Here is a 23,839-nt window from a genome sequence, read left to right as displayed (position 1 = left end):
TTGAAATATTAAAAATATGCAACGTAAAAAATTTATAAAAATTTTAGGTTTTGGTACTTTAGGTATCGGTGTAGCTCCAATAGCCTTTGCTAAAAGTGCGTACAAAAAAACAAACGAAGCCATTTGTAAACTCGCTTGGGATGCCTTGTGTGGAAAAATAGGTAAAGCCTATAAAACGGATGCATTTGTGTATATTCATCCTAGAAAAAGAGTGCCAAATGTGTTTATTTATGGCGACTCTATTTCAATTGCGTATTCATCAACCGTGATGAAACTTTTAAGGGAAAAGGCTAATGTTTATCGCTTGTTTAAAAATGGAGGATCTAGTGATCAGTTTATCCCGAATATGGATAAATTGGAGCAAAGTATGTTTCAACCAGGATTGGAGCAAGGCTGGAAATTTGATTGGGATGTTATTCATTTCAATGTGGGTTTACACGATTTAAAATACCTAAAAGGAAAAAATCTAAACAAGAAAGATGGTAAGCAAGTGTCGTGTATTGAAACATATAAAGAAAATTTAGAAGGTATTTGTCAATATCTAAAAACGAAATTTCCGAAGGCAAAATTAATTTTTGCAACGACAACACCGGTTCCCGAAAATGCAAAAGGTCGCTTTAAAGGCGATAGTATTAAATACAATAAAGCAGCTTTAGAAGTTTTAGCAAATCATCCGGATATTATAATTAACGATTTGTACACTTTTACCCAACCACATCGCGAAGCTTGGGAGCAAGCACCCGGAAATGTGCATTATAAAGCTTTAGGTTTTAATAAGCAAGGAGAAGAAGTGGCTCGAATTATTGATGAGGTTTTGTAATAAATATTTACATTAATAGCTAAATAAACCTCATTTTCATTAAGTTGAAAAACAAAGAAAATATATCTGAATAATCATTTAAATAGAAATGTCAAAAATTAAAAAACCAAACAATAACTAATATGCATAAATTTTTTAAACACACCCTTTTAGCCGGAATTTTAGTGCTAGCGTTTACAAGTTGTAAAGACAAAGCAGAAACAAAAGCGGAAGTTGCAGAAGCTCCAAAAAGACCGAATTTTCTATTTGTATTGGTAGATGATCAATCGCCGTTTGATTTGCAAACCTACGATCCAAATTCAATTTTAGAAACGCCAACCATTAGTAAGTTAGCTAGCCAAGGTGTTGTTGTAGAGCAAGCGCGCCACATGGGGTCTATGAATGGAGCTGTTTGTACGCCATCGCGCCACATGATTATGTCTGGAAGAACGTTATGGCATTTACCACCAAGTGCAGAATTTCAAAAGCAAACCGATCCAAACGAGATAGACGACCAAACTATTGGAGCTGTTTTTAATCGTGCGGGTTATAAAACCATGAGAACTTGTAAAAAAGGAAACTCTTATCCAGGAGCAAATAAACAATTTACTGTGGTTCACGATGCAACAAAACGTGGCGGTACAGAAGAAACAGGAAGTGCTTGGCATGCAAAGCAAGTGCTAGAATATTTAGGAGATAGAGAAACAGTGAAAGAAGAAGATCCGTTTTTTATCTATTTCGGATTTTCTCACCCACATGATACTCGAAATGGTACGCCGGAATTGTTAGAGAAGTATGGAGCAACCAATCATAAAGATCAAAATTCATTACCTGCTGCAAATGATAAGCAACCAGAACTTCAGGATAATTATTTAGCGGCACACCCATTTTTTCATGGACATCCACAACTTAGAGATGAGGAACGTGTAAGTGGTGTTTGGAAAAATAGAGATGAAAGAACGATTAGAAATGAATTAGGTAGAGAATATGCTTGTTCAGAGAATGTAGACAATCAATTAGAGAAAGTTTTAGCTAAATTAGAAGCTATGGGTGAACTTGATAATACCTACATTATTTATACTTCCGATCATGGTATGGCTATTGGTCGTCATGGTTTACAAGGAAAACAAAACTTATACGAGCATACTTCGAGAGTGCCATTTATAGTTAAAGGCCCTGGAATTCCTTCAGGAAAACGTGTAACAGGGAATATGTATCTTTTAGATGTATTACCAACCTTATGCGATTTAGCAGGAATTACTGCTCCAGAAACTGTAGAAGGTAAAAGTATGGTACCTGTTTTTAAAGGAGAAAAGGAAACGGTTCGCGACGTGATGTACGGTGTTTATGCAGGAGGAACAAAACCAGGTATGAGATCTGTTAAAAAAGGTGATTGGAAATTAATTAAGTACGATGTAATGGATGGTAAAGTGAGAGAAACTCAACTTTTTAACTTAGCTGAAAATCCAAATGAATATTTACCTGAGCATAATAAAGCAGGTGAAATGGAAACGGATTTAGCCGAAAACCCAAAATATGCTGAGAAATTAGCCGAAATGGAAGCTTTATTACTAGAGCAAATGGTTGCTCATGATGATCCTTACCGTCTTTGGAATCAAAAATCATAATATTTATAAAAGTCTCAACATAAATAAAGTTGAGACTTTTTTACTTTAATTCAAGTTATATGAAATCAATAAAAATATCTATTCTGCTTACTTTTTTTCTTTCAAGTATATCTGTGCTTCATGCTCAGGTACCAGCTGATTTCGGTTTTGTAGAAGGAGAGAATTATAAAAAAGATGTGGTTTATAAAACAGTCAATGGAAAACCAGTAATTATGGATGTTTTTTATCCAAATGCAGATGTGCTTCAAGAAGAAAACCCATGGGTTGTATTTGTACATGGCGGTGGTTGGGCTGGTGGTGTAAAAGAAAACATTTTTAGAGATTCTTTTTTAGGAACATTAAAAACACTTTTAGCAAGCGGTGTGGTGTGTGCAACCATAGATTATAGATTAGCAAGAAAACCTGTAACATCTTACGAGTCTGTGGTAGATTGTAAAGATGCTGCTAGATTTCTTTTAAAAAATGCTGATGCATTTAAACTAGATAAAGAGCAATATGGTATTTGGGGTGGTTCTGCAGGAGGACACCTGAGTTTAGTTACGGCTTTAGCTCCCGATGCACCTTTTCCTGGCGACGCGAGTTTAGCAGATATTCATCCAGAATATAAGTTTGTAACTTCTTTTTTTCCGTTTACATCATGCTTAAATCCTGATATTAGACCAAATTCTATTTTTGAAAATGGTAAACTTTTCAATCGTTTATTAGGTGGTACTTTAGAAGAAAAACCAGAGCTAGCACGCTTGATGAGCCCTACTGAGTTTTTAGATGAAAACAGTTTGCCTATTTTATTAGTACACGGCCAAAAGGATACCACGCTTCCTATTATTAATTCACTTTACATGATGGAAGTTGCCAAAGAAAAAAATGCCAATGTACAATTGTTAGCTGTTAAAAATGCTGGGCATAGTATGTCTGGTAAAAATATCTCTCCGTCTTTTGAAGGCATTGCCGAGCGTTGCAGCAGTTTTATGCTTTCTCATTTGGGAGAGACCAACTAAGCAATATATAATTCAGAATAAAAGAAATATTTAAAAGGTAGAAATTAAACGAGGTATTTTAAAATGAAAGGTCTTCATATTCTTTTTGCTATATTATTCGGTGCTTTCCACGGGAATAGTCAGGATATAAAATACCCAGAGGTTGAAATTAGAAACGGAATTATTAAAGCCAATGTATATTTGCCAGATGCTGAAAATGGTTATTACAAAGGCACTCGGTTTGATTGGTCTGGCGTTATTTCTAGCTTAGAATTTAATGAGCATACTTATTTTGGTCAATGGTTCGATGCAGACAATGCACCTCCATTTGCAACTATTATGGGCCCCGTTGAAGCTTATGCACCCGTAAATTATAATGATGTTGCAATTGGCGAAAGTTTTGTGAAAATTGGAGTTGGTGCGCTTAAAAAAACTTCAAATGAAAATTATAGTGATTTTAAAAATTACGAGATTGTAAATCTAGGAAAACGCAGCATAAAAGTTAAAGGTAACGCAGTTGAATTTATTCATATTTTAAACACCGACAAGGTTTCATATCAATATACAAAAACTATTAAGCTTAGAGAACATGAACAAAAAATGGTAATTTCTCATGTTTTAAAAAACACAGGTAAGCATCAGATTAAAACTTTCGGCTTTAATCATAATTTTTTTGTTATTGATAATCAAACCATCGGTAAAGATTTTAAAATGACTTTTCCTGTTGAAGTTTCCGGGGAAGGTAGAGGTTTGTGCGATATTTTTGAAATTGAAGACAAACGTTTAGTTTTTAAAAGAGATATTATTGGCGATGAATCTATTGCTATCAAGCACTTGGAAGGATTGAATAACAATGTCGATAATTTTGATGTTAGTATACATAATTCTAAAACAGGAGCAGGCGTTAAAATTACCGGAGATCAACCACTTTCTCGATTCCGACTTTGGGGAACGGCAAGAACCATATGTCCCGAAACTTATATCGATATTAAGGTAATGCCAGGAGAAACATTTAGTTGGAGTTACTTTTACGAATTCTACGAATCTAAAACAGTGAAGCATTAAAGTTTATTGTGTTATAAAACCACACTTTTTATAAGCGGATTACTTTTCAAAAGTAAAATGCTCAAAAAATAAAATACTAAAGTCTGCTTTTCTATAAGCAGGCTTTTTTTTGTTAATACCAGTTGCTGTACGAATTAATCTTCAAAAAAGAACTTTAGTTTATAGGCAAAGAACTATAATTTATAAGAGTTCTGCTTTCAAAATAATATCATTACATAACCATTTTAAGTACGCTGCGTAGGTGGCATATTTATTCTTAGCACCCCAAATGTTACTAGAGTAAAACCTTCTTTCTAAACTAATTAAAGAATGAAGAACTATTATTTTTTTAAACAATCGATATGTTTCGTTTGTTTCTTTTTTTTATCCCTATCAATATGGGCAACCGATGAAACGGTATCTCCAGGAGGCGATATTCAAACCGCAATCGATAATGTCGCCGCAAGTGGAGGTGGTGTTGTAACGCTCGCTGCGGGAACACATAATATTACTGTACCTGTTAGAATGAAAAGTAATGTCACTTTACAAGGTGAAGGCCAATGGGCTAGTTTACTTAAAACTACGGTAAACATGAAAATGATTATTGCAGATTCAGAAAATTTAGTAAATCTCATTATTCAAAATTTGGCTATAGAAGGTACCAATGCCGCAAATGGTGGAGGGATAGAAATTACCGCTAACGATGATGTGGAACATGAAAATGTCCAGATTTTAAATGTGCATTGTACAAAAACGGGTTGGGGTGTTCATATTAAAGGAACAAAAAACTTGTTAGTAAAAGATTGTTTGTTTGATGAAAACGGAACGGCAGGACAAGAAGGCTTTGCACATAACATGTACTTACGTCGTGTATATGGTGCAGAAGTTCGAGATAGTCAGTTTTTAAATTCTACCTCAGCAAATGGTATTAATATTTCTTATAGTGAAGATATTAAAATTTACAACTGCGAGATGTCGGGCAACTATTTTAGAGGTGTTCGTGCGGCAAATACCGATGGTTACTTAGTACACGATTGTATTGTGCAAAATAATGGTAATGTGGGTATTTTAGCTAATTCCGAAGGTGTGCCAACAACAAATATTGATATTAGAAGAAACTGTGTTTCAAATAATACATTAGAAGGTATAAGTGGTGTTAACGGTGTTACCGGAATTGTAACTGATAATAATGCCTACGGAAATGATACGGATGATGATAGTGCAGATTATAGTTTGCCAGGTGGTGTAAACGAATCGGGTAATATTTCTGATGCAAGTGTTAACTGCGTTTATCAAACCAATCAAACTCGTATTTTACTTGGTGCTACATCAGGTATTAATACTGTGGAATTAAATTGGACTTTAGATAACGTAACAACCGTTAGACAAGATGTTTTTAGAGATACAGATGCTGATGCTAGCGGGCGTACTTTAATTGCGAGTAATGTGTCTGGAACAACCTATACCGATAATTCGGTTGTTGGAGGTACAGATTATTGGTACTGGATTAAAGCGACCGATATTTCAGAAAACACTATAAATTCTAATGCGGCGAGTGCTAATCCATCATCTGGAGAGCCAAGTGTGGAGCTTTCTGCAACAGCAGGCGATGGTTTTGTAACTTTAGATTGGGATATCGAGAATATAGACATTCAAAATGTAGGTGTTTTTAGAGATACTGATGATAATGCGAGTGGACGTCAATTGATTAAAAATGGTGTTACAGGAACGAATTATACAGATACTTCAGTAGAAAACGGAACGCAATATTGGTACTGGTTAAAAGTAACCGATGTCGATTCTAAAAACTTTCAAAACGATCCAGCAACTTATGCGTTGCCAACTGTGCCTACTGTGGCTCGTGCACAATTTATTCATCCAGGTATTTCACATAAAAAATCAGACTTAGATCGTATGAAATATATGGTTGAGGCACAGGTTGATCCATGGTATGCTTCGTATAAGGAAATGGAGTTAGATTCTAAATCTAGCTATGATTATGTGGTGCAAGGTGATGAAACCTTTACTGAATTAGGGAGAGATTCTAGAGTGAATTATAACGCATGGAACAGCGATATTAGAGCAGCATATTATAATGCTATCCGTTATTATATCACCGGAGATACAAGACATGCCGATAAAGCCGTTGAAATTTTTAAAGCTTGGTCTAATTTAACATCGGTAACTAGTGGCGGAACTGAGGCTTTAAGTGGCGGCATAGCTTATATTATGGTAGAAGCTGCCGAAATTATTAAAAGTACCTATACAGGATGGGAAGCTGCAGATGTACAAGCTTTTAAAGATATGTTGGTGTACCCAGGATATTCTACTACAACAGAACCTGCAGATATTAGAAATAATGCGACGTTTTATTGGAAATCTTATTTAGGAGACCCGGTAAGACACGGAAATCAAGGTCTCTCAGGCTGGCGTACCGTAATGGCTATGGGAATCTTTTTAGATAACGAAACCATGTACAACCGTGCATACCATTATATTCAAGGAACTTTGGAGGAGCACACAGGAGATCTTCCTTATCCTGCTGGACCAAATACAAGCAGCGAAGTGCCTACCGCAGTTGGAGACCATTCAGATACTTATGGTATTGATCGTGGTTATACCGAAGCGAATTACGGATATAACGAGGTGATGACTAATTATATATACGAAAATGGTCAATGTCAAGAATCGTCAAGAGATCAAGGACATGTGCTTTTTGGTATTGGTTTGTTAGGATCGATGTCCGAAATGGCATGGAATCAAGGTGATGATTTGTATAGTCATGAAAATGATCGATTTTTAAAGGGACTTGAGTTTTCATTAAAATATAACGTATCGGCTATAGCATCTTATCCAGATCAAACTACCGCTTGGGAGCCAGATAATTTTATTACAGGCTTTGACAGAACAGGTCGTTGGTATTCTAAATCTATGAGTCCTGAAGGTATTGGAGGGTTTACATCTAATCGTCCACTCTGGGAAATGTCTACGGCACATTACATTGGTAGAGGTTTTAAAACTGAAGAAGAAGCTAAATGGACACAACGCGCAAGAGATAAATCGATTGAATTAAGTGGTTACGAAAAAGCAGGTTGGACTAACGATGCTATTGGTTGGGGAGCACTTACGTTTCGCAGACCTGTGGAATGTTTTGGCGATCCAATAATAGGTTTCGATGCTAATGGTTTACCAGATTACGCAGTACATACTATTACTGAAGTTATTGAAGCTGAAAATTTTGATTACGATCCATTACAAAATGGTGAAGGTCGAATTTATAACGATTTAAGCGTAGGGAATTCAGGTGGAGCATACCGAATGATGGATAATGTAGATGTTGAAACTATAGCAACTGGTGGATATAATTTAACAGACATAGAAGCTGGAGAATGGTTAACTTATACTATTTCAGTTCCAGAAACTGCTATTTATAGCATTAGCATTAAATATGCAGCTTCTCAAGCAGGCGGTGCTGTTAAATTTAGTTTTGCAGGTGAAGAAAAAACAGGAGAAGAAGTTGTGCCATTTGGTGCACCTAATTCTGAAGGAGATTCCGATTGGAAAGATTATGTTATTGCAGAAGATATTCAATTAGAAAAAGGCGTTCAAAGTTTAAAAATTTATTTTTCAGGAGTTTCTAATGCTTTCAAATTAGATAGTTTTACTTTAACTGAAACAGGTATTGTAAAAGAAGATCAAACCATTCAGTTTTTCACCATGTCTAATAAATTATTAGGTGGAGACGATTTCGATCCAGAAGCTACAGCTACATCTGGTTTAGATGTGAGCTATTCAAGTTCAAACACGTCAGTTGCAACAATTGTAGACGGTATGGTTCATATTGTTGGGTTGGGAGAAGCAACTATAACTGCAACGCAAGAAGGCGATGCCGCTTTTAATGAAGCGCCTAGCGTTTCACAAGAATTAACCATTGTTCCTATGGTTGCTGGTACTTTGAGTTTAGGTGCAGATGCAGATTCTTATGTACATGAAGGAAAAGCAAATGATAATTTTGGAGAAGCAACATCGATGGTTACAAAAGTTGATGCGCGTTATGCTATTTTAAAATTCAATTTAAACACACTGCCTGGAGATGTGATTTCAGCAAAGCTTAGATTGTTTCAAAGAACACGATATAGAGATTTAAGAACAGTGTATGATGTGGCTGATGATAGTTGGACGGAAACAGAAATAACTTGGAATAATAAACCAGATTATTCTAATGCCAGATCTGAAATTACAACAGCTGCAAGTACATGGTGCGAATGGGATGTATCATCTTATGTAGCTCAAGAAGCTAACGGAGATAAGGTGATTACGTTTGCTGTTAAAGACCCTGCGAATAGTGGTGTTGGTATCGATTTTTATACAAAAGAACTTGGCGAAACGGTTCCTGAGTTGATTATCGAATATGCTGGAACATCGTTAAATGTTAATGCAGAAGATGCTCTTATTAGTATGTATCCAAATCCAGTTTCAAATGCGCTTAATATTTCATTAGGTTCAGCTAACTTAAATTTGAATGAAACTAGTATTAAGGTTTTTGCATTAAGTGGTCAGAAAGTTTTGGAAACTAAACCAAAATCGAATAACATAAAACTAGATGTGTCTCAATTAAACAGCGGGATTTATATGCTTATGATTTCCGATACATCGAAAAATATGACAAGAAAAATAGTGAAGTTGTAATTCGTATTAACCAACCAATTCAATCATTATTTAAAGTGAGAAGTTCTATCAAATTTATTTGGTAGAACTTTTTTTATGTAAGACTTTTTTTAGGTTACAGGATTTCAAGTCTTTAAAAAGCAATAATTTAAAGTGATGAAGTAATAATTTATAGAATTAAACTATGGTTAATGGTAATATTACTATCAACTAAATAACCATAAACTAAACGTATGAAAACAAAATTACAACTATTTAAAATGAATAAAATGTTATTCGTTTTTTCATTATCACTCTTTGCTTCTTTTGTAGCAATTGGGCAAAATATCACTAGTGTTGCTGAGCTAGCTGCTGCGGCTGGCAATTCAAACCAAAATATAGTTATGGCTCCAGGTGTTTATCAAATGGAAGATTACTTAACGCCTGAGGTTATTGAGAATACGGTTCCTGATGCGAATAATAGGCACGCTATGATTGAATTCAGCGGAAGTAATAATAATTTCGATTTAACAGGTGTTACTATTGAAATAAATTCAGAGCTTTTAAATGATTATGGCACTCGTATTATTGAGTTATATGTTACAGGGGATTTTGTAAACATTAAAGGCTTAACAGTAACCGATATTGGAAATTCGGCACCTTCGAGCCCTGGCATGCAATCTGTTACCATTGCAGGAGAAAACAATATCATGGAAGATGTTACATTAAATATAAATGGTTCTTATCCTTACGGTTATGGAGATCTTTTAGGGAAAGGAGACGGTAACCTAGTTAGCTTACGTAAGCATAGTGGTTTACTGGTCGAAGGATTAAATATTACTATTAAAGGTTGCTCTATTTACTCGCAGGCATTTGGACATTTATTCTTTATTCAAGGTGGAAGAAATGTGCTTTTTGAAGATTGCCATGCAGAATCAACAACGAGAACAACCGATGATATGTTAGCTGAAACATCAGGACCAGCTTTCGATAGAGATTTTGCAGCAGTTTATACTAATTATGAGGGGAATAAAGTTATTACGCCGGGCTATACAAAATCATTAAGTGAAGTTGGATATCGTTCATACGGTGCAGGTGGCGTTGATGGGCATACCACAGGCGCTATTACACTTATTAATTGCGTTGCAAAAAACACACGTTCAGGTTTTGCTTTTACTAGATATGGAGGCGATGTATTAATGCAAAACTGTGAAGCTACAGGTTGCGAAGCAGGTTATCAAGTGGAAGAAGTAACTATTGAAAATAGTAGAGGTGATGCTGTTAATGGACCGTTATTATACCTTAACGGAGGCGCTTCAACCGTAGAACTTGCTTTAATGGAAAATGTGGCAACAACTACGCTGCATGCTATTGCAACTATTGGGGGTAATAACCATAACGTGACACTTAAAAAGTGGAATGATGTTACTCGCTCGCAAGTGCATTCTATTTTACTAGGAGCTACCAGACCATCGGGAGCTAATCCATTTTCACCATTAGGAAGTACATCAACTTCTGGAACCGTTTTAAATACTTGTACAGATATGCCTGTTGAAATTTTATCTACAGTAAGCTCTTGCATTATTAATACCACCGGAACAGTTACGGATAATGGTACAGGAAATACTATTAATACGGTATCCGATTGTGATAATATTGTAGTTTTAGAACCAGAGCAAAATACTATTGGTGATACATTTATAGTTGAAGATATAGAATATAAAGTAACGAATTTAGACCCTTACGAAGCCGAGGTTATATCTAGCTCGTTAGTTAATGTGGTTGTGCCAAGTACAGCAACAAGCCCAGAAACAGATACGTCTTTTATGGTTACCAGAATTGGAGATAATGCATTCAACGGCAGTAGCACAGAAACTATTGAATTAGCAAGTACAGTTACATCAATAGGTTATCAGGCGTTTAGAGGTGGAAGTTTAACAACGCTATCATTTACAACCACAAACGGAATTAAAGTTATAGATGCTAGAGGCTTCTTCGTAAACAGTTCAATTCTAGAAATAAACCATATTATGAGTGGTGTGGAGTCCGTGGGAGATGGCGCCTTTAATGGTAACTCAAGCGTTACTTCGGTAACCACACCAAATACATTATCAACTATGGGTACAAGTGTTTTTAGAGGAATGACAAATTTAGAAACGGTCGATTTATCGGCTTCAACTTTGTTAACCGAAATTCCGTCGCAAACTTTTAGAGATGCCACGGGTATAACATCTATAATTCTTCCAGAAAATGTAACTTCTATTGGTGCTAGCGCATTTTTAAACCTTAATAATTTAAGCACTGTAAAAGTTTTAAATCCAGTTCCAGCTGCAATAACAGCTTCTGAGTTTTCCGGTGTAAACCTTACTAATGCCACGTTATTTGTGCCAAGTGAAGAAGCTAAAGCGGCTTATGAAGCGACTGATGTTTGGAAGGAGTTCGGTACTATTATGGTATCCATAACACTAAGCGCAAACAATATAGAACAAGCTTTAGATTTTAATATTTATCCAAATCCAACTAACGGATTAATAACAATGAAAAGTAAACAGCTTAATAATGCAAGCGTTAATGTTTACGATTTAAACGGAAGAGTTTTGTTAACGAAAAATATTAGTGGAACATCATCAGAAATCAATGTTTCCAAACTTTCTTCGGGAATTTATTTACTTAAAGTTAAGGTAGAAAACAATGAGTTTATTAAGCGTGTTGTAAAACAATAATAGCTTATATATAGATTGAATATAGCAGCATTAAGATGGTCCTTAATGCTGTTTTTTTATGCTTTAATACCAAATGAACTATAATTTACATCAAAAAAGCCATGCTTTATAAGAAATAAAAAAGCGTATAAATAATTTAGCTAAAAACAAATACAGTAACTTTTATGTCCTGTTTTTGCTGATAATTACTCAATAATAATATACAATATGAAACTTTCTAAAATTACATTATGCGTCTTTTTTATAATTGCATTTAGTTTATATTCAACCAAAGGAACGGCTCAAAATGATGCAACAGATAATGCAGGTTTTGTTAAAATATTTAATGGTGAAAATTGGGATGGTTGGTATCTTAAATTAAGAAATGACGATGCGGAAATGTCTAAAGAGGTTTTTGCTATTGAAAATGAAATGGTACACGTTTTTAAAGATGCACCAGATAGTTTAGATTTAGGAACAGGCGAAAATGGGACGCACGGCTTATTTTATACCAAAAAGAAATACAGTAAATACATTCTGAAATTTGATTATAAATGGGGTGAAAAAATAGCCAATAATTTTGAGAGGTGGCAATATGATGCAGGCGTGTATTATCACGTTACAGATGATAAAATTTGGCCAACCGGTATTGAGTATCAAGTGCGTTACAATCAAGTAACTAATAAAAACCATACAGGCGATTTAATTCGTCCGAAAGGTGTAAAATACGATTGGTATTCTGATCCAAACGGCGACTCTTACTTAAATCCAAAAGCAGGTGGTGTTTTGGATGAAACAAAAAGCTGGTTACACTTTGCTTCTCCTACCGAAAATTATAACGCCTTAAACGGTGAATGGAATCATTGCGAAATTATAGTCATGGGCAGTGCATATACTATTCATAAATTAAATGGAGAAATCGTTAATATGGCTTTCAATTTAAACCCTAGCGAAGGTATCATTGGTTTTCAATCTGAAACAGCCGAAATATTCTATCAAAATATAGAAGTTAAAGAATTTTCAGAGGTTATTCCTATGGAAAAATTCTTAAAATAATTACGCGTTAGAAAAGAGTATAATTCATGTTTTTTCGCTTCAAATTAAACCATTTTTCTTAATCTGTTTTTAATCTTAAAAGATGAATTTTTAGAGTTTTTGTCTTAAAAAAAACGCGAGTATTTGAGTTGTGATTTTAGTGTGATACTTTCATGAATTACAGCGAAAACCTTGGCTTTTAAGGTGTAAATACCCAATATGAATCATTGTTTATAGTCTAAGGGTATGGAGTTATAGTCTATTTCTGTTTTTTTTTTCAAATTGCAGTATGTAGAGCAACAGGCTTTGCTGTTTATTTTTGAATAATATTTAAGATGAAAATCAGTATTAAAATTATCGTAATTCTAATTGTTTCCATACCAAAATTTGGGTTTGCAGATGTAGAATTAAATAGTTTGTTTTCTAACCATATGGTCATTCAACGTGATGCCGAAATTCCTATTTGGGGTTGGGCAGATCCTAATGAAAAAGTTGAGGTTTCGACAAGTTGGGGAGAACATGCTACAGCGATAACAAATACAGATGGAACTTGGCGTTTGGATATCAAAACCCCCAAAGCTGGAGGTCCGCATAAAATTACCGTTTCCGGAAAAAATACAATTGAAATTACAGATGTCTTATCAGGAGATATTTGGTTATGTGCTGGCCAATCCAATATGGATTTCTCTATGTCGAAATTTGTTAAAAAATCTAGAGATCCAAAAGATCAACCTTTAGTTGAGTATATTTGGAATGAAGTTTTAACAGTAAACGACGATTGGATTCGTCATATAGAAGTGCAGCCAACATCCTCACTTTCCGAAAAGAAATTAAATTTTGACGATCAATGGAGAAAAGCAAACCCAGAACAAATCGGTAAAATATCTGCAACAGGTTACTTTTTTGCTAAAGCAGTTCGCGAGCAGGTTAATGTGCCTATTGGTTTGTTAGAATGTGCTTTGGGAGGTACACGTATTCAGCCATGGCTTTCGGAAGCGGCGTATATGGCCGACCCAAATATGAAAGCTTATTTTGAAGCTAGCCGAAAAAAATCTAATGAAATTATAGAAAGAGTATCTGTAGAAAATTATGTAGATACCACTTTCACAGCTAAGTTTAAAGCTTGGGAAGCTGGCGGAAAGAAGACACCTAAACCTTATCCTTCCACACATCCATCACTAGATAAACAATTGCCGGCAACACTTTATAATGGTATGTTATCTGCTATTATACCGTTTAAAATAAAAGGAGTTTTGTGGTATCAAGGTGAGAGCAATTCGCATTTTTTAGAAGAAGAATATAGAGATTATTTTACTGCGTTAATAAAAAGTTGGAGAGCAGATTGGAACCAAGAAGATTTACCTTTTTATTGGATGCAATTGGCAAATTATGAAGTGCCAGATAAACGTTCCGATTTAGGTTGGGCATCAGTTAATAATCAATTAAGGCAAAGTTTAAAATTACCGTATACCGGTATGGCTGTTCTCTATGATATTGGTGAAGCTAGAGATGTGCACCCACATAATAAAATGGATGCAGGAAAGCGCTTGGCTTTATGGGCTTTAAAAAACGATTACAATGTAGAGGTTTCTGCTGTTAGTGGACCGTTATATTATTCACATAAAATAAAAAGAAACAAAATACAAATTACATTCTCAGAGGTTGGAGAAGGTTTGATTGTAGGCCATAAGCATTTGTTAAATCCTGTGTCCGAAGTTAAAAATCAACCTTTAAAATGGTTTGAAATAAAAGGAAAAGATGGCGAATGGTATCCTGCTCAAGCAAAAATAATTTCAAAAAATAAAGTTGAAGTTTGGAGTGAAGAAGGTTTGATACCTATGGCTGTTCGTTATGCTTGGTCATCAAATCCGGAAGGTGCAAACTTGTATAATAATCACGGGCTTCCAGCTTCTGTGTTTTTAACGGAGTAATATTTAAATATCATTAATTATGAAATCCCTTCAGTCTATCAAATTATCAAGTCCTTATTTAATCTTTTTAATGTTTGTTTTAGTGAGTCAGATTCATTTTGCACAGAACGTAGAACTAACCTATACCACAGCTTCTAAGCGTTGGGTAAAGGCTAAAAAGTTTTTGCAAAAAACAAATGAAAATGCGAGTACAAAAATTAAAATTTATGCAGATAGTTTATTGCAAGAAGTTGATGGTATTGGTGGCGCGTTTAACGAGTTGGGTTGGGAAGCTATTAATACGCTAGATGCCGATAGCGGGAAGGACGTTATTAATGCTTTATTTTCTAAAGAAGGTTGTAATTTTTCTATGTGCCGTATTCCAATTGGAGCTTCAGATTATGCGCTCAGTTATTATTCACATAATGATGTTCCAGAAGATTTTGTAATGCGCGACTTTAATATTGATAGAGATCGTTATATTTTAATTCCATATTTGAAAGCGGCTTTAAAGGCTCGTCCAGATTTACAAATTTGGGCTTCACCGTGGACGCCTCCAGCTTGGATGAAGGTTAATGAACATTATTCTCTGCGTGCCGGCGATTGGAATAATCGCGCCAACGGAAATAGAATGGATCCGGGTGCTCAAATACTGAGTAATGCAACAGCGTTTAAAATGCAAGATCAGTACTTAAAAGCTTATGCGCTGTATTTTTCAAAATTTATCCAAGCTTATAAAAAAGAAGGGATCGATTTGTTTTCAATTCAACCTCAAAACGAAATTGCCTACGCGCCAAACTGGCCAAGTTGCACGTGGAGAGCCGAAGATTTCTCAATATTTATAGGCGATTATTTAGGTCCGAAATTAGAAGAAGATGGTTTGGATACCGAAATTTGGTTAGGCACCATTAACTGGAGTAAGCCAGATTATGTGCGTACTATTTTAGATAATAAAAAAGCAGCCAAATATATTAAAGGTGTTGGTTTTCAATGGGGAGGATCTAACGCTATACCTGCTATAAATAAAGAATATCCAGACTTAAAATACATGCAAACAGAGAATAAGTGTGGTGAAGGCGAGAATGATTGGACGTCGTTTGATCGTTCTTGGGAAACTTTAGTTCACTTTTTTAATAATAAAGCCGGTTCTCATATGTATTGGAATATGGTTTTAGACGAAACAGGAAAAAGTGCTTGGGGATGGCCACAAAATTCTATGGTGGTTATCGATAAGCAAACTAAAAAAGTAACCTATACCGACGAGTTTTACTTGTTTAAACATTTATCTCATTTTGTTCAGCCGGGCGATCATTATTTAAAATCTTCCGAAGGAAAAAATCATTTAGCATTTCAGTTAAAAGATGGAAGAACTTTGGTTTTACTGAATAATCCCGAAGACAAAAAACAAAATGTAAGTTTAGAATTAGGCACCAATACTATTGTGGTTTCCGTAGAGGCCAAGTCTATTAATACTATAATAATCACGAAATAATTACTAGTAAATAATCGAAAATATAAGATAATATATAAAAAATGAAAAAACTAAAACAAGCCATTGTTGCATTTATTTTGGGAGGCGTTTTGTCTCTAAATGCACAACAAAAAATTTCGGTTAATGTAAACGATACTGGCGAACAATTCGATCATTATTGGAGTAAAATGGTAGGAGCAGGTCGTGCTAACGAAGGTTTAAGAGCCGGATGGTTAGAACAGCTAGGACAGGTTCAAGAAAATTGCGGATTTGAATATGTGCGTTTTCACGGATTGTTTCACGACGATATGTTTCCTGTAATTATAGAAAAAGGTAAAACGGTTTATAACTGGCAATATATCGACGATTTATTCGATCGTATGTTAGATTTAAACGTAAAGCCATTTGTAGAATTAGCCTTTTTACCAACGAGTATGGCAGCCGAAAATTCTAAAACAGTATTTTGGTGGAAAGCTAATATTACACCAGCCGATGATTCTTTCGAGAAATGGCACGATTTAGTTAAAGCCTTTACACAACATTGTGTAGATCGTTACGGAACGGAAGAGGTACTTACTTGGTATTTTGAAGTATGGAACGAGCCAAACTTATACCCATTATTTTGGGATGGAACGAAATCTCAGTATTTTGAATTGTATAAGCAATCTGCTTTGGCTGTGAAATCTGTGGACGAACGTTTAAAAGTTGGCGGACCATCAACGAGTAATTTTGTGCCAGATACCCGTTTTGATGGTGAAACTACAGATGATAAAGCATCTGACGCTGTATTTAATACAAAGGATATTAATAGCTTACAGTGGCATGGCGTATGGATTGAAGATTTCTTAGCGTATTGCCATAAAGAGAAATTACCTGTAGATTTTGTAACCACACATCCTTACCCAACCGATTATGCTTTTAACCCAGAAACAGGTAAAGGAAAGGGCTTAACACGTTTTGCTAAATCCCTTAAATTAGATTTAGAATGGCTGAACGAAACCATAGCGAAAAGTCATTACCCAGATGTTGAAATTCATTTAACCGAGTGGAATACCAGCCCAAGTAGTCGCGATGAAATGCACGATCGTTTGCCTGCGGCCGCTTATATTGTAAAATCTAATTTAGATTGTATTGGCTTAACAAACTCTTTAGCATTTTGGACGTTTACCGATATTTTTGAAGAAAAAGGAGGCGCATCAAGTGTTTTTCATGGTGGTTTCGGAATGATAAATTTTCAAGGTTTAGTAAAACCATCGTATCACGCGTATAGAATGCTTCATGAATTAGGAAACGAGAAATTGTATAAAGATGATTATCTGTTTGTAAGTAAAGAGGCTTCAACAGGGAATGTAGTGGCTTTAGCTTATAATTATCCCGTAGAATATGAGGATGCTGTACCGTTTGGAACAGATAAACGTGAATCAGGAACTTCTAAAAAATTAAATTTTACATTAACAGGTTTGGATGCAAATACCATGTTTGAAATTGAGATATTAGATAAAGATCACGGTAATATTCATAATTTTTGGGAATCTATGGGCAAACCAGAACCGCCAACACGTGAGGAAATTAAAGTGATGAAAACTTACGCAAACACCATGAAAACGGAATTTGTAAAAGCTGATAAAAACGGAAACTTAACAATTAACCACGAGATTACGCCTTGGAGTTTAGTGTTAATCAAACAGGTTAATTAAAAAAATAATATAGATGAAGAACTTTAAATATAACAAAAAACGACTTTCTGTAGGTGTGGTAGCGCTCGCGCTTTTTGCGGTAGTATCATGTTTCAATATTAATAAAAGTATAGAAATAAAAGGAGAAACGTTTAAAACGAAATTACTTTTTAAAGAGAACTTTGATAAAGGATTAGATAACTGGCAAGTGGAGCAAATGCCAGAAGGTACTGTGGAAGTTAAAAACAGTAAACTGGAAATTAACGATGTTTCTGGTTGTACCGTTTGGTTGAAACAGAAGTTTGAAGGCCCAATAGTGATCGAGTATGATGTTTTTGTAATTCAAGATGGTGGTGCAAACGATCGCGTTTCGGATCTTAACTGTTTTTGGATGGCAAACGATCCTGAAAATCCTACAAACTTATTTGCAAATTCTGATAAGCGTGGTGGTAAATTTTCAAATTACGATAGCTTGAAGTTGTATTATATGGGACTTGGCGGTAACCACAATAAAACCACAAGATTTAGACGTTATGTCGGTAATGGCGAACGTCCTTTACTACCAGAACACGATTTGAGCGATTCTAAATTTATGTTGGAACCTAACAAAACATATCATATTAAAATAATAGCAAACCATGGTATTGTGCAGTATTACAGAGACAATCAATTGGTGTCCGATTTTGTAGATGCTAATCCATATACTTCGGGATATTTCGGATTTAGAACCGTGAAAAACCACATGACAGCTGATAATTTTAGAGTATACCAGTTAATTTCAGAATAATAGAAGACCTAATATAATTTCCGAATGAAGTATTACAAAATAACGTTAGCACTTGCTGTTTCATTTCTATTTACGGGCATGAAACCTGATAATAAAGATATTTATCATAAAGGTTGGATAGATTTTAATAAAAATGGCGCTAAAGATGTTTTTGAAGATTCTAAAGCACCATTAGAAGCTAGGGTTAACAATTTAATTTCGTTGATGAATGTTAACGAGAAAACCTGTCAGTTAGTAACATTATATGGCTATTCTCGTGTTTTAGAAGATGAAATGCCAAACGATAAATGGAAAAATAGAGTTTGGAAAGACGGTATTGCAAATATTGATGAGCATTTAAATACCATTTGGAATCAAGAAAAAACGCATACCAAATATGCATTTCCATATAGTACACATGCAGAAGCTATAAATACCGTTCAAAAGTGGTTTATTGAAGAAACCAGAATGGGGATTCCTGTAGATTTTACTAATGAAGGTGTACACGGTTTATGTCACGAAAAAGCAACGCCACTGCCAGCACCTATTGGTATTGGTAGTACATGGAATAAAGATTTGGTTTATAAAGCCGGAACTATTGTGGGCCGTGAAGCTAAAGCTTTAGGGTATACCAATGTTTACGCACCTATTTTAGATGTAGCTCGCGATCAACGCTGGGGACGCGTTTTGGAATGTTATGGTGAAGAACCGTTTCATATTTCAGAAATGGGAAAACAAATGGTTTTAGGTATTCAATCGGAAGGCGTAGCATCAACTTTAAAACATTTTGCTGTTTACAGTGTACCAAAAGGAGCAAGAGATGGTGATGCGAGAACAGACCCGCATGTGGCACCTCGCGAAATGTTTCAACTGCATTTATATCCTTTCAAGAAAGTTATAAAAGAAGCTGCGCCTATGGGAATTATGAGTAGTTATAATGATTACGATGGTGTTCCAGTTACGGCTAGTCCTTATTTTTTAACCGAATTACTTCGTGAACAATTTGGCTTTAACGGTTATGTGGTTTCAGATAGTGAAGCGGTAGAATATGTTTCGGAAAAACATCATGTTGCGGCAGATTATAAAGAAGCGGTACGCCAAGTTATAGAAGCTGGTTTAAATGTTAGAACCACGTTTAGAACTCCAGAATCTTTTGTAGAACCTTTAAGAGAATTAATTGCAGAAGGAAAAATTTCAATGCAAACTATTGATTCTAGAGTTGCTGATGTTTTAAGAGTGAAATTTAGATTAGGACTTTTTGATAGTCCTTATGTTGAAAACCCTGATGAGGCTGATAAAACAGTACATACCGCTGCAGACGAGGCGTTTTCAAAACAAATAAATAGAGAGTCTTTAGTGCTTTTGAAGAATGAAAATAATCTATTGCCTTTAGATGTCGATAAAATCGATAATATTTTAGTGACAGGTCCATTAGCCGATGAGGTTAGTTTTACTTTTAGTAGATATGGTCCGGCTTTTAATCCGTCTACTTCGGTGTTTAAAGGTGTAAAAGATTATGCAGGAAATAAAGCTAATGTTAGCTTTGTAAAAGGTTGCGATATTGTAGATCCCGATTGGCCAGGAAGTGAAATTATTCCAACGCCATTATCAGCAAAAGAACAAGCAGATATTGATGCTGCTGTAGAGCAAGCTAAAAAATCTGATATTATTATTGCCGTAGTTGGCGAAGATGAAAAACGTGTTGGCGAAACCAAATCGAGAACTAGTTTAGGACTTCCTGGGCGTCAGTTTCAACTTGTACAAGCACTTTATGCAACAGGTAAACCTGTGGTTTTAGTTTTAATTAACGGGCAACCACTAACTATTAATTGGGAAAATAAATTTTTACCTGCCATTTTAGAAGCATGGTTCCCGAGTACAGCAGCCGGCGAAGTTATTGCAGAAACCTTATTTGGAGATTATAATCCGGGAGGGAAACTATCGGTAACTTTTCCTAAATCGGTAGGGCAAATTCCTTTAAACTTTCCGTACAAACCAGGTTCTCAAGCAGGGCAACCCGGAGCAGGACCAAATGGTTACGGAAATACGCGTGTTTTAGGACCTTTATATCCTTTTGGTTACGGTTTAAGTTACACGTCTTTTGAATATAGCGATTTAGTTATTTCTAGAACATCTTTAAAAGCTCAGGCGAATATTGAGGTGTCATTCAAAATAAAAAATACAGGAAAACGCGAAGGTGATGAGGTGGTGCAAATGTATTTGAAAGATAAAGTGAGTAGTGTAACCACTTACGAGTCTATGTTACGTGGTTTCGATCGTGTGCATTTAAAACCAAATGAAACTAAAATCATCCATTTTACTTTAACACCGAGTGATTTGGAATTGCTTGATATAAACATGAATTGGACGGTAGAACCTGGAGATTTTGAGGTTTTAATTGGAGCATCTTCAGTAGATATTAAATTGAAAGAAACTTTTACAGTAGAATCTGTAAACGATTAACGTTATTTTTAGAATACAAGTAGTGTAAGTTTAGAACATATTGTGAATCTCTAAAAAAGAGCTAATTAGGTCTTAAAATTGCATTTTGAAACTTTATTCTGTTTCAAATGCAATAATAGTATTAGTATTGGTCAAATATTTGGAAGATTTCAATGGTTGCTTATAGTACTATTGTATTCATAATTCTTTATAGCAGTAGAGCTGCACTTTATTTTACCAGTATTTATGGAAACAAAACAAAACGTACTTAAAATACATGAAAAAGACAATGTAATTGTCGCACTAACGGATTTAAAAAAGGGAGATAAAATCACCTTTGAAAATCACGTGTATGAACTTCAAAATGATATTTCAGCAAAGCATAAATTTGTTACTGAAACTTTAGCAGAAGGCGATCCCGTTTATATGTACGGTGTGTTGGTTGGAAAAGCTAAAAAGGAGATTTTAAAAGGCGATATCATTAGTACCACTAACCTTATTCATGATACGGAAAAGTACGGCGTTAATTCTTCCGAAGAAAAAGAAGTTTGGCAAGCACCAGATGTTTCAAAGTTTGTAAATAAAACATTTAACGGTTATCACAGAGCCGATGGGAAAGTTGGGACTGAGAATAATTGGTTAATTATTCCTTTGGTATTCTGCCAAAACAGAAATGTTGAAGTTTTAAAACAAGCTCTAGTTGAAAAATTAGGGTATGGTAAAAAGCAACATTTAGGATTAAATGTAGATGCCTTAATTAATGATTATAAGTCTGGCGTTTCCGCGGAAGCGATGCTAGAAAAAAATATATTGAAAGACGGCGAAGACACAAGCAAAAACTTGTTATTCCCGAATGTAGATGGTGTTAAGTTTTTAACTCACGATGGTGGGTGTGGCGGTGCAACATCAGATGCTATAACGCTTTGTAACCTTTTAGCAGGTTATATTAACAACCCGAATGTTGCAGGAGCAACGGTTTTAAGTTTAGGTTGTCAACACGCACAAGCAAGTATCTTACAAGATGCTTTAGGTAAAATGGCCGATGCTAATAACAAGCCTGTTTATATTTTAGAACAACAACAAAGTGTATCTGAAAAAGAATTATTGGCCGAAGCTGTTAAGAAAACTTTTGTTGGTTTAATGGAAGCTAATAAAATTGAACGTAAACCGGCGAACCTATCTAAATTAGTAATTGGTTTAGAATGTGGTGGATCGGATGGGTTCTCTGGAATTTCAGCAAACCCAACTTTAGGTTATGTTTCCGATTTAATCGTAGGATTAGGCGGAGCAACGGTTTTATCAGAATTTCCAGAACTTAATGGTGTAGAGCAGGAGTTAATTAACCGTTGTACAAGTACAGAAAAGGCTAAAAAATTCTCGCATATAATGTCTACTTACAACTCAAAAGCAGAAGCTTTAGGAGCGGCATTTTCAATGAATCCTTCACCAGGAAATATAAAAGATGGTTTAATTACCGATGCTATAAAATCTGCAGGAGCTGCTAAAAAAGGTGGTACATCACCAGTGCAAGATGTTTTAGATTACACGGAGCAGGTTGTAACTTCTGGTTTAAATTTATTATGCACACCAGGGAACGATGTAGAGTCTACAACAGGTTTAGCAGGTTCTGGTTGTAACGTTATTCTATTTACTACAGGTTTAGGTACGCCAACAGGAAACCCAATAACACCGGTTGTAAAAGTATCTACCAACTCAACACTTTTTAATAAAATGGGTGATATTATCGATTTCAATACGGGATCAATAATTGAAGGTTCTAAAACCATTGAACAAGCTGGCGAAGAACTTTTAGACTTTGTTATCGAGGTGGCTAGTGGTAAGCAAACAAAAGCAAGACAATTAAGACAAGACGATTTTATTCCGTGGAAACGTGGTATGTCTCTTTAATAATTATAAAACATAAATTAAGCATATAAAAATGACAAAATTCAGTTTAAAAAATAAAGTAGCCCTTGTAACAGGTGGCGGTAGCGGAATTGGTAAAGCCATATCTTTAACGTTTGCTGAGCAAGGTGCAGAAGTGCATATTCTAGATTTTAATCTTGAAGCTGCGGAACAAACAGTGAAAGAAATTGAAGCTTTAGGTGAAAAAGCAGCGGCTCATAAATGTGATGTTGCAAACCAAGCTAATGTGGATAGTATTGTAAAAACGATTGCGGAAAACGGAACGATTGATATTTTAATTAACAATGCAGGTATTGCTCATGTTGGTAATGTTGAAGTCTGTGAGGAAGCCGATTTAGATCGTCTTTATAACGTAAATATCAAAGGGGTTTACAATTGCATTAAAGCATGTTTACCAGCTTTAAAGAAAACAGGGAACGGCGTAATTTTAAACATTGCATCTATTGCATCTACAGTTGGTATTAACGATCGTTTTGCATATTCTATGACAAAAGGCGCGGTGTTAACGATGACGTATTCTATTGCGAAAGATTTTATAAAAGATGGTATTCGTTGTAATTGTATTGCACCCGGACGTGTACATACACCTTTTGTAGATGGTTTTATTAAAAATAATTACCCAGGTAAAGAAGAGGAAATGTTCGAAAAATTATCGGCAACTCAACCTATTGGGCGTATGGGAAAACCTCAAGAAATGGCAGATTTAGTGCTGTTTTTATGTTCGGATGAAGCTGGCTTTATCACAGGATCTAATTATGCTATCGATGGTGGTTTTGTAACACTAAACGGTAATTAAAAATATATATTTACAAACAT

The 23,839-nt window shown here is 35.2% G+C and carries 14 protein-coding genes; all 14 read left to right on the top strand.

The window, feature by feature from the left end:
• Positions 1-16 precede the first annotated feature (16 nt).
• Positions 17-820 carry an SGNH/GDSL hydrolase family protein gene (locus V6246_RS06515; RefSeq protein WP_341559683.1) on the top strand — a complete coding sequence of 268 codons (804 nt, stop codon included), beginning with the start codon at positions 17-19 and terminating at the stop codon, positions 818-820.
• Between the two features lie 122 nt (positions 821-942).
• Positions 943-2,427, top strand: coding sequence for a sulfatase-like hydrolase/transferase (locus V6246_RS06510; RefSeq protein ID WP_341559682.1), 1,485 nt, complete (start codon positions 943-945; stop codon positions 2,425-2,427).
• A 59-nt stretch (positions 2,428-2,486) separates the two neighbouring features.
• The gene (locus V6246_RS06505; RefSeq protein ID WP_341559681.1) at positions 2,487-3,425 is read left to right on the top strand and encodes an alpha/beta hydrolase; all 939 of its coding nucleotides are present in this window, start codon (positions 2,487-2,489) and stop codon (positions 3,423-3,425) included.
• Between the two features lie 63 nt (positions 3,426-3,488).
• Positions 3,489-4,469, top strand: a complete 981-nt coding sequence (locus V6246_RS06500) for a hypothetical protein (protein ID WP_341559680.1) — start codon at positions 3,489-3,491, stop codon at positions 4,467-4,469.
• A gap of 309 nt (positions 4,470-4,778) precedes the next feature.
• On the top strand, positions 4,779-9,137 hold the full coding sequence (locus tag V6246_RS06495; RefSeq protein ID WP_341559679.1) for a CBM96 family carbohydrate-binding protein: 4,359 nt from the start codon (positions 4,779-4,781) through the stop codon (positions 9,135-9,137).
• A 212-nt stretch (positions 9,138-9,349) separates the two neighbouring features.
• On the top strand, positions 9,350-11,818 hold the full coding sequence (locus tag V6246_RS06490) for a leucine-rich repeat domain-containing protein (RefSeq protein WP_341559678.1): 2,469 nt from the start codon (positions 9,350-9,352) through the stop codon (positions 11,816-11,818).
• 207 nt (positions 11,819-12,025) lie between these two features.
• Entirely contained in the window at positions 12,026-12,853 is an 828-nt protein-coding gene (locus tag V6246_RS06485) for a 3-keto-disaccharide hydrolase (protein ID WP_341559677.1), read from the top strand.
• A gap of 314 nt (positions 12,854-13,167) precedes the next feature.
• Entirely contained in the window at positions 13,168-14,763 is a 1,596-nt protein-coding gene (locus V6246_RS06480) for a sialate O-acetylesterase (RefSeq protein WP_341559676.1), read from the top strand.
• 19 nt (positions 14,764-14,782) lie between these two features.
• Entirely contained in the window at positions 14,783-16,234 is a 1,452-nt protein-coding gene (locus V6246_RS06475) for a glycoside hydrolase family 30 protein (RefSeq protein WP_341559675.1), read from the top strand.
• A gap of 41 nt (positions 16,235-16,275) precedes the next feature.
• On the top strand, positions 16,276-17,910 hold the full coding sequence (locus tag V6246_RS06470) for a GH39 family glycosyl hydrolase (RefSeq protein ID WP_341559674.1): 1,635 nt from the start codon (positions 16,276-16,278) through the stop codon (positions 17,908-17,910).
• A gap of 13 nt (positions 17,911-17,923) precedes the next feature.
• On the top strand, positions 17,924-18,676 hold the full coding sequence (locus tag V6246_RS06465; protein WP_341559673.1) for a DUF6250 domain-containing protein: 753 nt from the start codon (positions 17,924-17,926) through the stop codon (positions 18,674-18,676).
• 24 nt (positions 18,677-18,700) lie between these two features.
• On the top strand, positions 18,701-21,118 hold the full coding sequence (locus V6246_RS06460) for a glycoside hydrolase family 3 N-terminal domain-containing protein (protein ID WP_341559672.1): 2,418 nt from the start codon (positions 18,701-18,703) through the stop codon (positions 21,116-21,118).
• A 225-nt stretch (positions 21,119-21,343) separates the two neighbouring features.
• Complete coding sequence (locus tag V6246_RS06455; protein ID WP_341559671.1) at positions 21,344-23,005, top strand: UxaA family hydrolase; 1,662 nt, start codon at positions 21,344-21,346, stop codon at positions 23,003-23,005.
• 31 nt (positions 23,006-23,036) lie between these two features.
• On the top strand, positions 23,037-23,819 hold the full coding sequence (locus tag V6246_RS06450; protein ID WP_341559670.1) for an SDR family NAD(P)-dependent oxidoreductase: 783 nt from the start codon (positions 23,037-23,039) through the stop codon (positions 23,817-23,819).
• Positions 23,820-23,839: the final 20 nt, after the last annotated feature.

This window comes from Algibacter sp. TI.3.09 (assembly GCF_038154905.1).
Classification (GTDB): Bacteria; Bacteroidota; Bacteroidia; order Flavobacteriales; family Flavobacteriaceae; genus Algibacter.
The sequence above is the reverse complement of the archived record's forward strand: the minus strand, read 5'-3'. Positions and strand labels throughout refer to the sequence as shown.

What these genes read in the sequence shown, in the direction of transcription:
- V6246_RS06465 (WP_341559673.1), top strand. Translation starts at nt 17,924, where the DNA reads ATGAAGAACTTTAAATATAACAAAAAACGACTTTCTGTAGGTGTGGTA.
- V6246_RS06480 (WP_341559676.1), top strand. Translation starts at nt 13,168, where the DNA reads ATGAAAATCAGTATTAAAATTATCGTAATTCTAATTGTTTCCATACCA.
- V6246_RS06505 (WP_341559681.1), top strand. Translation starts at nt 2,487, where the DNA reads ATGAAATCAATAAAAATATCTATTCTGCTTACTTTTTTTCTTTCAAGT.
- V6246_RS06470 (WP_341559674.1), top strand. Translation starts at nt 16,276, where the DNA reads ATGAAAAAACTAAAACAAGCCATTGTTGCATTTATTTTGGGAGGCGTT.
- V6246_RS06455 (WP_341559671.1), top strand. Translation starts at nt 21,344, where the DNA reads ATGGAAACAAAACAAAACGTACTTAAAATACATGAAAAAGACAATGTA.
- V6246_RS06460 (WP_341559672.1), top strand. Translation starts at nt 18,701, where the DNA reads ATGAAGTATTACAAAATAACGTTAGCACTTGCTGTTTCATTTCTATTT.
- V6246_RS06510 (WP_341559682.1), top strand. Translation starts at nt 943, where the DNA reads ATGCATAAATTTTTTAAACACACCCTTTTAGCCGGAATTTTAGTGCTA.
- V6246_RS06490 (WP_341559678.1), top strand. Translation starts at nt 9,350, where the DNA reads ATGAAAACAAAATTACAACTATTTAAAATGAATAAAATGTTATTCGTT.
- V6246_RS06450 (WP_341559670.1), top strand. Translation starts at nt 23,037, where the DNA reads ATGACAAAATTCAGTTTAAAAAATAAAGTAGCCCTTGTAACAGGTGGC.
- V6246_RS06495 (WP_341559679.1), top strand. Translation starts at nt 4,779, where the DNA reads ATGAAGAACTATTATTTTTTTAAACAATCGATATGTTTCGTTTGTTTC.
- V6246_RS06485 (WP_341559677.1), top strand. Translation starts at nt 12,026, where the DNA reads ATGAAACTTTCTAAAATTACATTATGCGTCTTTTTTATAATTGCATTT.
- V6246_RS06500 (WP_341559680.1), top strand. Translation starts at nt 3,489, where the DNA reads ATGAAAGGTCTTCATATTCTTTTTGCTATATTATTCGGTGCTTTCCAC.
- V6246_RS06475 (WP_341559675.1), top strand. Translation starts at nt 14,783, where the DNA reads ATGAAATCCCTTCAGTCTATCAAATTATCAAGTCCTTATTTAATCTTT.
- V6246_RS06515 (WP_341559683.1), top strand. Translation starts at nt 17, where the DNA reads ATGCAACGTAAAAAATTTATAAAAATTTTAGGTTTTGGTACTTTAGGT.